At 68.9% G+C, this 12,175-nt stretch carries 11 protein-coding genes and 1 pseudogene; 9 read left to right on the top strand and 3 right to left on the bottom strand.

The window, feature by feature from the left end:
• Positions 1-149: 149 nt before the first annotated feature.
• Entirely contained in the window at positions 150-1,295 is a 1,146-nt protein-coding gene (locus SY91_RS22130) for a metallophosphoesterase (RefSeq protein ID WP_185921365.1), read from the bottom strand.
• 188 nt (positions 1,296-1,483) lie between these two features.
• Between SY91_RS22130 and SY91_RS22135 the strand changes: the two genes are divergently transcribed.
• From SY91_RS22135 to SY91_RS22160, 6 genes are all read left to right on the top strand, one after another.
• Positions 1,484-2,386, top strand: coding sequence for a LysR substrate-binding domain-containing protein (locus tag SY91_RS22135; protein WP_185921366.1), 903 nt, complete (start codon positions 1,484-1,486; stop codon positions 2,384-2,386).
• A gap of 371 nt (positions 2,387-2,757) precedes the next feature.
• Positions 2,758-3,051, top strand: a complete 294-nt coding sequence (locus SY91_RS22140; RefSeq protein ID WP_011547413.1) for a hypothetical protein — start codon at positions 2,758-2,760, stop codon at positions 3,049-3,051.
• Positions 3,048-4,097 (top strand): multidrug transporter subunit MdtN, encoded by a 1,050-nt coding sequence (gene mdtN / locus SY91_RS22145; protein WP_185921367.1) that lies wholly within the window; start codon positions 3,048-3,050, stop codon positions 4,095-4,097. Before SY91_RS22140 ends, mdtN begins: the two co-directional genes overlap by 4 nt.
• On the top strand, positions 4,078-6,153 hold the full coding sequence (locus tag SY91_RS22150) for an FUSC family protein (protein ID WP_185921368.1): 2,076 nt from the start codon (positions 4,078-4,080) through the stop codon (positions 6,151-6,153). The genes mdtN and SY91_RS22150 overlap by 20 nt, the downstream gene beginning before the upstream one ends.
• Positions 6,140-7,684: a TolC family protein gene (locus SY91_RS22155; protein ID WP_124476835.1), complete on the top strand. Its 1,545-nt coding sequence runs from the start codon at positions 6,140-6,142 to the stop codon at positions 7,682-7,684. Before SY91_RS22150 ends, SY91_RS22155 begins: the two co-directional genes overlap by 14 nt.
• Positions 7,685-7,989: 305 nt before the next feature.
• A complete protein-coding gene (locus SY91_RS22160; protein WP_069619275.1) occupies positions 7,990-8,697 on the top strand; it encodes an MgtC/SapB family protein in 708 nt (235 codons plus the stop codon).
• Between the two features lie 43 nt (positions 8,698-8,740).
• On the opposite strand, the pseudogene SY91_RS22165 reads toward SY91_RS22160, so the two are convergent.
• Positions 8,741-9,459 (bottom strand): annotated as a pseudogene (locus SY91_RS22165) (autoinducer binding domain-containing protein).
• Between the two features lie 73 nt (positions 9,460-9,532).
• Between SY91_RS22165 and SY91_RS22170 the strand changes: the two are divergent.
• The 3 genes from SY91_RS22170 (at position 9,533) to SY91_RS22180 (ending at position 11,610) form a co-directional block, all read left to right on the top strand.
• On the top strand, positions 9,533-9,976 hold the full coding sequence (locus tag SY91_RS22170; protein WP_185921369.1) for a DUF4902 domain-containing protein: 444 nt from the start codon (positions 9,533-9,535) through the stop codon (positions 9,974-9,976).
• A gap of 210 nt (positions 9,977-10,186) precedes the next feature.
• Positions 10,187-10,795 (top strand): acyl-homoserine-lactone synthase, encoded by a 609-nt coding sequence (locus SY91_RS22175; RefSeq protein WP_011547407.1) that lies wholly within the window; start codon positions 10,187-10,189, stop codon positions 10,793-10,795.
• Between the two features lie 50 nt (positions 10,796-10,845).
• On the top strand, positions 10,846-11,610 hold the full coding sequence (locus SY91_RS22180; RefSeq protein WP_185921370.1) for a hypothetical protein: 765 nt from the start codon (positions 10,846-10,848) through the stop codon (positions 11,608-11,610).
• Positions 11,611-11,814: 204 nt separating this feature from the next.
• On the opposite strand, the gene SY91_RS22185 is transcribed toward SY91_RS22180, so the two are convergent.
• Complete coding sequence (locus SY91_RS22185; protein WP_034175256.1) at positions 11,815-12,105, bottom strand: hypothetical protein; 291 nt, start codon at positions 12,103-12,105, stop codon at positions 11,815-11,817.
• Positions 12,106-12,175 lie beyond the last annotated feature (70 nt).

Raw genomic sequence — 12,175 nt, forward strand, 5'->3', positions numbered from 1 at the left:
CGAAGCAAACGAGGCATGTCTGCATACTAGCCAACGGCGCCGCGCGCCGCCATGCGCTGTCATTCCCCGCTGAAAGAAAGCCGCCGAGAAATCTGCCGTGCACCGCGATACGCGTTCGTATTGCGTGACGGCCGCCTCCCTGCCATCCGCTAGCCGCGCGTCAGCCGGATCAGCGTGATCTCGGACGGCACGCCGAAGCGGTTCGGCGGCCCCCAGTAGCCGGTACCGCGGCTCGTATACAGCCACATGTCGCCGAAGCGGTTCAACCCGCCGACCACCGGCTGCTGCAACCGCACGAACGGCGGCCACGGCAGGAACTGGCCGCCATGCGTGTGCCCCGACAACTGCACGGTAAAGCCCGCGCGGTTCGCCGCTTCCGCGCTGCGCGGCTGGTGCGCGAGCAGGATCTTCGTGCCGACGTCGCGCGGCGCACCGGCCAGCGCCTGCGCGGGGTCGCTGCGATGCGCGGGATCGAAGCCGCCCGCCGTGAAGTCGGTCACGCCCGCGAGCACCGCGCGTGCGCCGCCGCGCTCGATCAACACGTGCTCGTTCAGCAGCACCGTCAGCCCGATACGACGAAACTCGTCGATCCACGCATGCGCACCCGCGTAGTACTCGTGGTTGCCCGTCACGAGGAAGGTGCCGTGCCGCGAGCGCATCTGGCCGAGCGGCGCGGTGTGTTCGCGCAGGCGCTTGACGGAACCGTCCACCACATCGCCCGTCACGACCACCAGGTCGGCGTCGAGCGCATTGACCGCGCGCACGATCCGTTCGATGTAGGGCCGCTTGATCGTCGGCCCGACGTGGATGTCGGACAGTTGCACGATCGTCAGCCCGTCGAGTGCGGCCGGCAGCCCGGCGACCGGAATCGACACGCGCTTGACCGCCGCCGTACGGCGCGCGCCGACGAACCCGATCGCGGTCACGAGCACCGCGGCCGCCAGCACGCCGAGCGCCGTGTCGGGTGCGGCGCCGGGCCATGCGCCGTCATGGCCGAGATGCCGCCACACGAGCACGCCGAGCAGCACGAAGTCGCGCAGGAGCGTCAGCACCAGCAGCGACGAGAAGAAGCCCATCACGAGCGCGCCGGCCCAGCCGACCAGCGTCGCCGCCCAGCCGTCGTCGAAGCGGCGCGAGAACATGCCGACCGGAATCAGGACGACGAAACTCGCCAGCACGAGCGCCGCGATCGTACGCGCGAGCGGCGACGCGAACGCATCGGGAATGATCCGCATCCCGACGTACAGATGGAACAGCACGCCGATTGCAATGAACCGGACAAAGAAACTTCGCATGAAACGTTCACCTTCGTTGCACGACCGCATCCGCGGCACGCGGCGCACGGGCCGTGATGCCCAGGTGCCGCGCGTCGCGCCCTACGCACGATGGTACACAGATCCCGGCCGCGACGACGGGTCGCCGCCGACGGTGCAGCGCCGTGCGGCTTCGCGCGATAATCGGCCATCCTCCCGCCGCCACGTCCATGCGCTTCGATATCGTCGACCTCAAACTTTTCACGCACATCGCGGAAGCGAACAGCCTGACACGCGGCGCCGAACGCGCGCATCTGTCGGTGCCGGCCGCCAGCACCCGCATCAAGCACCTCGAGGAGCAGGTCGGCGTGAAGCTGCTGAGCCGCACGAGCCAGGGCGTCACGCTGACCGCGCCGGGCGACACGCTGCTCGCGCATGCGCGCCGCGTGCTGCGCCAGCTCGAGCAACTGACCGGCGACCTGCAGGAATATGCGTCGGGCGTGAAAGGCCACGTGCGCGTGTTCGCGAACACCACGGCGATGAGCGAGTTCCTGCCGGGCGTACTGCGTCACTATCTCGTCAACCATCCGGACGTGACGATCGACATGCAGGAGCGGCTGAGCCCCGACATCGTGCGCGCGGTGCAGGACGGCATGATCGACATCGGCATCGTCGCCGGCGACGTATGCACCGACGGGCTGCAGGCGATGCCGTACCGGCGCGACTGTCTCGTGCTCGCGACCGCGCTCGGGCACCCGCTCGCCAGCCTGGCATCGACGCCGTTCGTCGCGACGCTCGACCACGACTTCATCGGCCTGCCCGAGGCGAGCGCGATCCATACCTTCCTGAAGCGCGCGGCCGCCGACGTGCAGCGCACGCTGCGCTGGCGCATCCAGGTCAGCAACTTCGAAACCGCATGCCGGATGATCGAGGCGAACGTCGGTGTCGGCGTGCTGCCCGAAGGCACCGCGCGCCGCCATGCGAGGACGATGGCGCTGCGTCTCGTCGCGCTCGAGGACGACTGGGCCGAGCGCCAGTTGCAGATCTGCGTCGCCGATCGCGATGCGTTGCCGCGCTTCGCGCGCGATCTCGTCGACCTGCTCGTCGAGGATGCGCGCGAGCGACCGGACTGACCGGATTCGCATGCGCTCGAGCGGCAATCGACGGTTTGCGCGCCGATTCCGCTGCGTCGACATGGCAAATTCCACTGCGCGCTTTTCGTCTGACGATCCTTGACAGTCCGTTAGCAACCCTACGCGAGCGGGTGCTGGCAGAATCGCGGCGACCCGATCATCGCTGCCGACACGCACGGCCGGACCGTCCGGCATGAGCGACGACGCGGCCCCGGCCGGCCACGACCCGTGCCGTAATCGTATGCCGGATCGCTGGCGATCCGCATCGCGCTGATTTATGATCGGCTCCGTATCCTGGAATCGTCGTCGCGGCGACGATTCGCATTGCGCCGCGCCCGGCATCCACCCCCAAACGTCGAGCTCGTCACACCATGAGAAAAACAACGCCGCGCGCGCCGCTGCGCGTCGCCGCCGTGCTGGCGCCCGCCCTGCCGCTCGCGGGCTGCGCATCGCGCGGCGCACCGTCCTACGTGCTGTTCGGCGCGTACTTCCCGCTGTGGCTCGTCAGCGCGATCGTCGGCGTCGTCGGCGCGATCGTCGCGCATCGCGTGTTCGTCGCGACCGGCTGGGCCGCGACGGTGCCCTACCAGCTCGCCGTCTGCACCGCGATCGGGCTCGTGGTCGCCGTGATCGTGTGGCTCACCGGCACGGGGCCGTTCGCATGAAGGCCGCCGGCATCACCCGCCCCTCCGTCAAAGGCCGCGTGATCGCGCTCGCGATCGTCGCGCTCGGCATCGCGGCGCTCGCGTACGCGTACCACCGCACGACGGCCTACCCGTCCACCGACGACGCGTCGATCGACGCGGACGTCGTGCACGTCGCGTCGCCGGTCGGCGGTCGCATCGTGCAGCTCGCCGTGCATGAAAACCAGCGCGTCGCGAAAGGCGACCTGCTGTACGTGATCGATCCCGTGCCGTACCGGCTGAGCGTCGCGCAGGCGCAGGCCGACCTCGAACTCGCGCGCGCGTCGCTCGACACGCGCCGCCGTTCGCTGATCGGCGAGCGCTCGAATGCGTCCGTCGCCGCCGAGCAGGTCAAGCGCGCGACGCAGAACTACGATCTCGCGACGCGCGACGTGAACCGGCTCGCGCCGCTCGCCGCGCAGGGCTACGTCAGCGCGCAGCAGTTCGACCAGGCGAAGGTGCGCCAGCGCGACGCGTCCGTGTCGCTCGCGCAGGCGCAGGAGCAACAGCGCGCGTCCGCGCAGACGATCGGCGACGACGCCGACGCGATCGCGACACTGCATGCGCGCGAAGCCGCGTTGGCCCGCGCGCAGCATGCACTCGACGATACGGTCGTGCGCGCGCCGCACGATGGGCTCGTGACCGGCCTCAGCGTGCTGCCCGGCGAGACCCTCGCGCCGAACCAGTCGATCTTCACGCTGATCGACGCAAGCGAATGGTTCGCGGTCGGCAATTTCCGCGAAACGTCGCTCAATCGCATCGCGGTCGGCGACTGCGCGACCGTCTACTCGATGATCGACCGCAGCCGCCCGCTGACGGGCAAGGTCGTCGGCATCGGCGCCGGCATCGCGGACAGCGCGCGCATCAACCTGCCGCGCTCGCTGCCGATCGTGCAGAACTCGGTGAACTGGGTGCACGTCGCGCAGCGCTTCCCCGTGCGCGTGAAGCTCGACGAACCCGACGGCAAGCTCGTGCGTGTCGGCGCGAGCGCGATCGTCGAGGTCCGGCATGGCTCAGCCTGCCGCTGACGTCCGCTCACCGGGCCCGCGCGAAGTCCTGCGGCTGCTCGCGCCGTTTCCGGGGCGCGCGGCGATCGCCGTACGCGTCGCGCTGATCTGCGCGCTGACCGCGTTCGTGACGGCCGCGTACGGCACGCCCGAAGCCGCATTGTCCGCGTACGTCGTGTTCTTCATGATCCGTGCCGACCGCGTGACGAGCGTCGTGCTCGCGGCCGCGCTGCTGCTGATCGTCACGATCGTGATCGGGCTCGTGCTCGGCATCGCGATCTTCAGCATCGACTATTCGATCCTGCGGGTCGCGTGCATGGCCGTGCTGTCGGTCGCCCTCCTGTACCTGACTTCCGCCAGCAAGCTGCGCCCGGTGGGCGCGATCCTCGCGATGATCGTCGGCTTCGGGCTCGACCAGCTCGGCCTCGCGCCGTTCGGCGAAGCCGCCACCCGCGCGCTGCTGTATATCTGGCTGACGATCGCGATCCCCGTCGGCGTGGCGATCGTCGTCAACCTGCTGATCGCGCCGTCGCCGCGCAAGCTTGCGCACGCGCAGCTCGCGAAGCGGCTGCGGCTCGCCGCACGGCGCCTGCGCGGCGACGACGACGCACGTGCCGCGTTCGACGCGAGCCTGCGCGAAGGCGACAAGCAGTTGCTCACGTGGCTCAAGCTGTCGAAGCTCGAAGGCTCGTCGAGCGCCGCCGACTTCGCGGCGCTGCGGCAGGCCATCGTGTCGAGCACCGCGCTGATGGTCGGCGTCGCGCTGGTCGATCGCGAACCGGACGCGCGGCTGCCCGATGCGTTCGCCACGCCGATCGCCGCGACGCTCGACGACATGGCCGCCATTCTCGAACGCGGCGGCTACCCGGTCGACGTGACGCTCGCGCTGCCGCCGGCCGACACGCTGCCGCCGCTCGCACGCATCGCCGCGACCGATCTCGAGGATGCGATCACGCATTTCGCGGAGCCGGGCGCGACGGCGCCGACGACTCCGACGGCCGATGCAACGGCGGAGGCTTCGGCCAACGCAACGCCCGCCGCCGCTGCGGCCACGCCCGAAGCACCCGCCGCCGCGCCGGCACCGGCGCCACGCGGCGGCTTCTTCCTGCCCGACGCACGTACCAATCCCGACCACATCCGCTATGCGCTGAAGACGACCGCCGCGGCGATCTTCTGCTATCTGCTGTACTCGCAGCTCGACTGGTCGGGCATCCACACCTGCGTCGTCACCTGCTACATCGTGTCGCTCGGCTCGACGGCCGAAACGGTCGAGAAGCTCACGCTGCGGATCTTCGGCTGCATCATCGGCGCATTGCTCGGCACCGCCGCGCTCGTGTTCGTCGTGCCGGCGCTGTCGTCGGTCGGCCACCTGATGGCGCTGGTGTTCGCCGGCGCGTGGCTGTCCGCGTGGATCGCCTTCGGCTCGCCGCGCATCGCGTATGCGGGCTTCCAGGTCGCGTTCGCGTTTTTCCTGTGCGTGATCCAGGGCGCCGGCCCCGGCTTCGACCTGACGATCGCGCGCGACCGCACGATCGGCATCCTGCTCGGCAACGTCGTCGTGTATCTGGTGTTCACGCGCATCTGGCCCGTCAGCATCGGCAAGCAGATCGACGTCGCGTTCGCCGCACTGCTCGACCAATGGCGACGCATCGCGCAGATCGCGCAACCGGCCGAACGGCGCGCATTGGCCGCCGAAGCGTTCGCCCGCCACGGCGCGATCTCGCAGGAACTCGGCCTGGTCCATTACGAGCCGTCGTGGGTGCGGCCGGCCGCGACGTGGCTCGCCACCCGGCGGCGCGCGCTCGCGGAACTCGGCGCGATCGAAGGCCCGCTGTTCCTGCTCGCCGAACGCAAGCCGGGCGACGCGGCAATCGGCGCGCAACTCGCGCGCGTGACCGAACCGGGCAATGGCGACACCGTGCCCCGCACGCCCGCTCCGACGCCACCGTCGAGTGCCGCCCCCACCGACCCCGCGCGCGACGCGCTGCTGAACCTGATCGACACGCGGCTCGCGCGGATCGCCGACGCCGCCCGTCAAGCCACACCGAAGGAGCCTGCCCCTCATGCGCCTACCTGAACCGCCGGCCGCCGCGATCGCCGCCACCGTGCTCGCGACCGCCGTCGCGCTGGCCGGCTGCGCGACGTCGTCGATCGATCTGGCGCCGGAGGCGTCCGACCGCCCGTGGCAGCCGCAAACGTCCGCCGCGGGCGACATCGTGGCGGCGCCGCCGCGCGCGTCCGCGCAAGGTGCGCATGACTACACGCTGCCTGCCTCGCCCGCGCTCGCGTCGGTTTCGGCGCCGGCCGCGCTCGATGCAGCACATGCGTACACGCTGCCCGAGCTGATCGATCTCGCCGAATCGGCCAATCCGCTGACCCGCATCGCATGGAACGACGCGCGCAACGCGGCGCTCGCGGTGGGCCTCGCCAAGTCCGCCTATCTCCCGCGCCTGTCGGCGACGGCGATGGGTGCGTACCAGGCGAACCACGGCTCGACGTCGACGATCCTCGGCGATTCATCGAGCAACACCACCGCGCACGGCACGATTTCGGCGCTGTCGCTGCAATGGCTGCTGTTCGATTTCGGCGGCCGCGCGGCGCGCGTCGAAGCGGCCGAACAGGCATCGATCGCGTCGAACGTCGCGTTCACGGCCGTGCACCAGCAGGTGATCCACGACGTGACGGTCTCGTACTACCGCTACGAAGCCGCCCGCTCGCGCGCGCTCAGCGCGCAACAGGGGCTCACGAACGCGGATGCGATCCTCACGGCGTCCCGCGCACGGCTCAAGCACGGCGTCGGCACGGTCGTCGAGCTCGCGCAGGCGACGCAGAACCGCGCGCAGGCGAACCTCGCGCTCGTGCAGGCGAACGGCGCCGAGAGCGACAGTTACCTCGCCCTCGTCTCCGCGCTCGGCATCTCGCCGCTGTCGAAGCCGACCATCGCCGTGCTGCCGAAACGGCCGCTGCCACCCGCGCTCGGTTCGTCGGTCGACGCGATCGTGTCGGACGCGATCGCACGCCGCCCCGACCTGCAGGGCGCGTTCGCGGTCGAAAAGGCCAACCGCGCGAAGATCAAGGCAGCTCAAGCCGCGTTCATGCCGAAGATCTTCCTGTCCGCATCGACGTCGTATGCGAGCGGCGGCACGTCCATCTCCGCGCTGCCCGCGATCGGCGACCAGGCGCCGACCGTCAACCTGAACGGCAGCCGTTACGGCGGCGGCGTGTTCCTCGGCGTGACGATCCCGCTGTACGACGGCGGCCTGCGCTCGGCCGTGCTGATGCAGGCACGCAACGACGCGGAAAGCGCATCCGCGCGTCTCACGCGGACCAAGGAGGAAGCGGTGCGCCAGGTCGTCGCCGCGCAGAACGCGGTGCAGACGAGCCTGGCGTCGCACGACGCCGCGAAGGCGCTCGTCAATGCCGCGCAAACGAGCTACGACGCGGCGCTGACCGCGTACCGGAACGGCGTCGGCTCGGTCACCGACGCGACGATCGCGCAAAGCCAGTTGCTCGCCGCGCGCAACGCGGAGGTCGACAGCTATGCCGGCGCATTGTCGGCCGCCGCCGCGCTCGCGCTCGCGACCGGGACGATCGGCTCGGCGCAGTAGCGCCGGCCGCAACGCGGTTGACGCGGGCGCGCGCCGCCCACTAGAATGCCGCCCATTCTTCCTTCAGGAACCATCGTGGACAGTTGCAGCACTCCGTTGCGTGCGCCGCTTGCCGCCTGAACGCCTGTCCGCCGCAGTTCTCCTGCCACGGCTCGCGTTCCGCGAGCCGCACGCTCACCCGTTTCACACTGAATGACGCATTCGCGCGGTACAGTACCGCGCGATGACGGCTCGCGCCGCGTCGCCTTCGGCCTTGCGCCGCGGCGGCGCGTGCCGGCATGCGCTTCTTGCACGGCAGGACAACCATGACTTTCGATTTCGCACTTCGCCTTTTCACCGCGTTCGCCTGCGGCGTCGCCATCGGCCTCGAGCGCCAGATGCGCCAGCGCACGGCCGGCCTGCGCACCATCACGCTCGTCGCGAGCGGCGCGTGCCTGTTCGTCACGCTCGGCGTGCTGACCGGCAACGGCGTCGCGGGCGTCACGCAGATCGCCGCGTATGTCGTGTCGGGCGTCGGCTTTCTCGGCGGCGGCGTGATCATGCGCGACAAGGGCTCGATCCAGGGCATCAACACGGCCGCGACGCTGTGGTGCTCGGCCGCCGTCGGCGTACTGGCCGGCTCCGGCCACTACGTGCCCGCGCTCGCCGGTACCGGCGTCGTGCTGCTCACCAATACGGTGCTGCGCGGCGTCAGCCAGGCCATCAACGCGACGCCCGTCTCCAATGCCGATCTCGTGCGCGAATACCAGATCACCGTGATCTGCCTTGCCGCCGACGAAGTGCACATCCGCACGCTGCTGTCGAACGCGATGTATGCGAAGCCGCTGTCGTTCCAGAGCCTCACGAGCGAGGACGTGCCCGAGCAGCCGGACCGGCTGAAGGTCACCGCGACGTTGAAGCTGCATCCGAAGGATCAGCAGAAGCTCGAGCAGATCGCGAGCCGGATGAGCATGGAGAAAAGCATTTCCAGCGTGAGCTGGACCGCGAAGGAAGCGGAGCCGATGATGGAGTGAGCCACGTGGCGGCCGCCGCCTCCGGCGCCGCCGTCGCGTCGCGTCAAGGTGTTTCGATGAGCCCCGCCGAGATCGCCTTGACGACTGCCTGGACCTTGTTGGTCGCGCCGAGCTTCTCGAGGATGTTGTTCACGTGGAAGTTGACCGTGCGCTCCGAGATGCTGAGGATCTGGCCGATTTCGCACGCGGTCTTGCCCTCGGCCGTCCAGCACAGCACCTCGCGCTCGCGCGCGGTCAGCGTGACGCCCGCGGCCGGCGACAGCTTCGGCACCATGAAGCGGCTCATCAGCGAATGCGACAGGTTCGCGAGCCAGTTGGTCTGCAGCGTCAGCATGTTGATCTCGGCTGGCGTCAGCCGGTCGGCTGCCGGGCGATGCTCAGCAGGCCGAACGCGCCGCGCGCCGCCCAGCTCGATTGCGCGACGCCCACCGACAGCCCGAAATCGCGCGCGTCCTGCCACAGCGGGCACGGGTCGATCCGGTCGACGTCCGGCCAGACGATCATGTTGGTGCTGAGCGCGCCGTCGCGAACCGTCGAATCGATCTCGATGTAGTTCTGCGCCTGATAGTGCGCCATCCAGCCGTCCGGATAGGTATTGAAGATCGCGACCGCGGGCTTCGAAACGGGCAGCGGTACGCGAATGCCGTAACAGCAGTATTCGAATCCGAGCCGCTTGGAATAGGCGGCGATCCGCTGGAAGAGCTGCTGCTCGTCTTCCGCGGCGCTGAATTGTTGGTAGGCATCCTGCCAGCGCAGTTCCATTCGTTCTCCGACAACGTCACGCTGTCATACTTGTCAGGTTCCAGCACCCGTTCGAGGCTGATACATTCCGCGCATGACTTCACCCTTGCTGCACCCTGTCCCCGGCCCGTCCCCGGACGGCTACGTACGCCTGTCAGAAGGCGCACTGGCCGCACTCGCGCTCGAGCATGTCGCGAGCGGCCTCGACCCGTCGCTGCTGGCCGAACTGCGCGATAACGCGATCGACGCCCGCCTCGCCGGCTATACCGAATGGCATCGCCCGGCCGGTGCCGGCGTCGCCTACGTGACGGTCGGCTGGGACTGGTACCTCGAACGCGCGACGGGCACGTTCGTGATCGCGGGCGGCGACGTCCGCAGCAACGTGATGGCCATCGACGCCAAGGGTGCCGACATCGGCATGTTCCGCACGGCCGCCGCGCTCGCCGCCCGACTCGCCGCGATCGACTGGCCTGCCGCAGTCGCGTCGGCCCTGCTCGGGCGTGACGACGCCTATCATGCCGGCCCCACGCTCCAGTGACAACCGGCCGCGCATTCTTCCGACGATTTTGCCAGACTGGCGCTCTTTATAAATAAAAGCCGCCCGGTTTTCAATCCCGTCGATCAAGAAACCGTTACCACGTCCCGAATGGCGTCTTCACGTCGCCACCCTGTAAGAGTTACCAGTTACAGGCTCCTCGTGCCGCGCGCTGTAATGCACGCATATAAAAGCACAGATCCGAGGACATCCATGCAGACCTTCGTTCACGAGGAAGGGCGGTTGCCACACGAACTCGCGGCGGATCTCGGGCGCTATCGGCGCCGTGTGTTCGTCGAACAGCTCGGTTGGGCGCTCCCGTCGGCGAACGAAAGTTTCGAGCGTGACCAGTTCGATCGCGACGATACCGTCTACGTGTTCGCGCGAAACGCCGACGGCGACATGTGCGGATGTGCGCGCCTGCTGCCGACGACGCGCCCGTATCTGCTGAAGTCGCTGTTCGCCGACCTGGTCGCCGAGGACATGCCGCTGCCGCAATCGGCCGCCGTCTGGGAATTGTCCCGATTCGCGGCGACCGACGACGAAGGCGGCTCCGGCAACGCGGAGTGGGCCGTGCGTCCGATGCTCGCGGCCGTCGTCGAGTGCGCGGCGCAACTCGGCGCGCGGCAGCTGATCGGCGTGACGTTCGCGAGCATGGAGCGGCTGTTCCGCCGGATCGGCATACACGCGCACCGCGCAGGCCCGCCGAAGCAGGTAGATGGGCGTCTGGTGGTCGCGTGCTGGATCGACATCGATCCGCAAACGTTTGCTGCGCTAGGAATAGAGCCGGGGCAGACTACCCGGCAAGCTATCGCCGCCTGAGCTGGAACGCGCATTCCATCCGGGCGGCATCGTAACGAAGGAGAACCAACGTGGATCAGTCTCAGGTCTTTCGCGCGATGATGCCCGGGTTGACGAGCGCCGGCGGCGCCCGCATCGCGGTCGCCTATCCGTCGTTTCCCAGGCCGTTGCCGCTCGTGCGGCTCGACCGTCGCGGGCTCGTGTTTCGTGCCGTCGGCGCCGCACCGCTCGTGTGCGGGCTGCCGCGCCCGGCAACGCTGCTGGTCGCGGACGAGCCGCTGTGCTCGCTGCGCCTCGTGATCCGCGACATCGCCCCGGCCGGCGACGGCCGCCACGACCTGACGATGCAGCCGTCCGGCGCCGCCGGCGACGAATTGCTATGGCACGCATTGCGCGATCGCGAGCCGTACCGGCAGATTCGGCACCCGCTCGCGCCGGTCGCCCTGCCCGTCGCCACCGGCGGCGAACCGCATGCGGCGGCCGCCGAAACCGCTGCGCGCCCGTCGCGCAGCGCGGCCTTCCGCCTGCCCAGCCATAGCGACGCGCTGTTCTTCGCGGACTGGCTCGAATATCACTTCGACGAACTGCGCGCGCTGTCGCAACAGCATGGGCCGCAACTGCAGCTCAATCAGCTCGAACGACAGGTCGACGATGATGAAGTCGGCGTGCGTTTCGTCTACGACATCGACGGGCACGCGACGCGGCACGCACTGACCGACTGCGCGCGCGAAGCGTGTACATGGATCGAGACGGAGATGCGCAGCAAATACGCGCTGCCGGTCGCGCAAGAGCGGTTTGGCGCGTTTGCGGCGCATGCACGGGTCGCCGGCATGTGAATGAGGCCGCGCCGCGCGCCGCCCCAAGGCGGTCTGCGCGGCGGCAAGTTGCGCGGATGCAACGAGGGCTTGCAAACGTCCGGGTTTTCCCTTAAATTTACGTCTGTCTCCTCCATGTCTCCAAACATGGATTCAGCCCGCTCACAGCAGCGGGCTTTTTTATTGCCTGAACGGTTTACGGGGCCACATCATCACCACCGCCGGCTAGCCTGCCGGACGCATCCCGGTCGGCCGCACCCAGTAGTGATGCAGCGCAAATATCAGCGCCACCGCCGCGATCAGTATCAGGAGCAGGTACAACCACCCTTTCCTGGTCGACGGCAGGTCCGCCAGGGCGCTCGCGTCACCCGTCAGCGCCGCCAACGCGACCATCGCCAGGCCGGCCAGCACCAACGTCCCTTTTGCCACCCATCCGAACGCGACCTCTAGTCCGGCTGCCCATCGCGACTGACGGTAAGGTCCGACAATTGGCCGACGCAGATCAGGCTTACCCATTCGTCAGTTCCCTACCGGCATGCGCGTGTACGCGCATCGTGCGGCAAGCGCTGCCGAACGCATGAATGTT

This window comes from Burkholderia cenocepacia, assembly GCF_014211915.1.
Lineage (GTDB): Bacteria > Pseudomonadota > Gammaproteobacteria > Burkholderiales > Burkholderiaceae > Burkholderia > Burkholderia orbicola.